Annotated in this window: 1 rRNA gene; it reads right to left on the reverse strand. The window is 36.8% G+C overall.

From position 1 onward, the window contains the following. Positions 1 to 67 (reverse strand): 16S ribosomal RNA (locus KHA98_RS22850); the annotation flags it as partial. Positions 68 to 209 lie beyond the last annotated feature (142 nt).

The raw sequence follows: 209 nt of genomic DNA on the forward strand, positions 1-209 counted from the left end.
CCTCGACTTGCATGTGTTAAGCCTGCCGCTAGCGTTCATCCTGAGCCAGGATCAAACTCTTCATCGTATATTTTTTATATTATATTGCGATGTGTTCTCTAGTGGTTCTTTTCAAATCTTACGATTCTATTACTCTTATTTTATTTGTTCCGATTTTCATCGGAACGGCTGTCAATTCAATATGTCTACGAACGTGTATTTCTTTTTGT

It is taken from the genome of Flavobacterium branchiicola, from assembly GCF_018383905.1.
GTDB lineage: Bacteria > Bacteroidota > Bacteroidia > Flavobacteriales > Flavobacteriaceae > Flavobacterium > Flavobacterium branchiicola.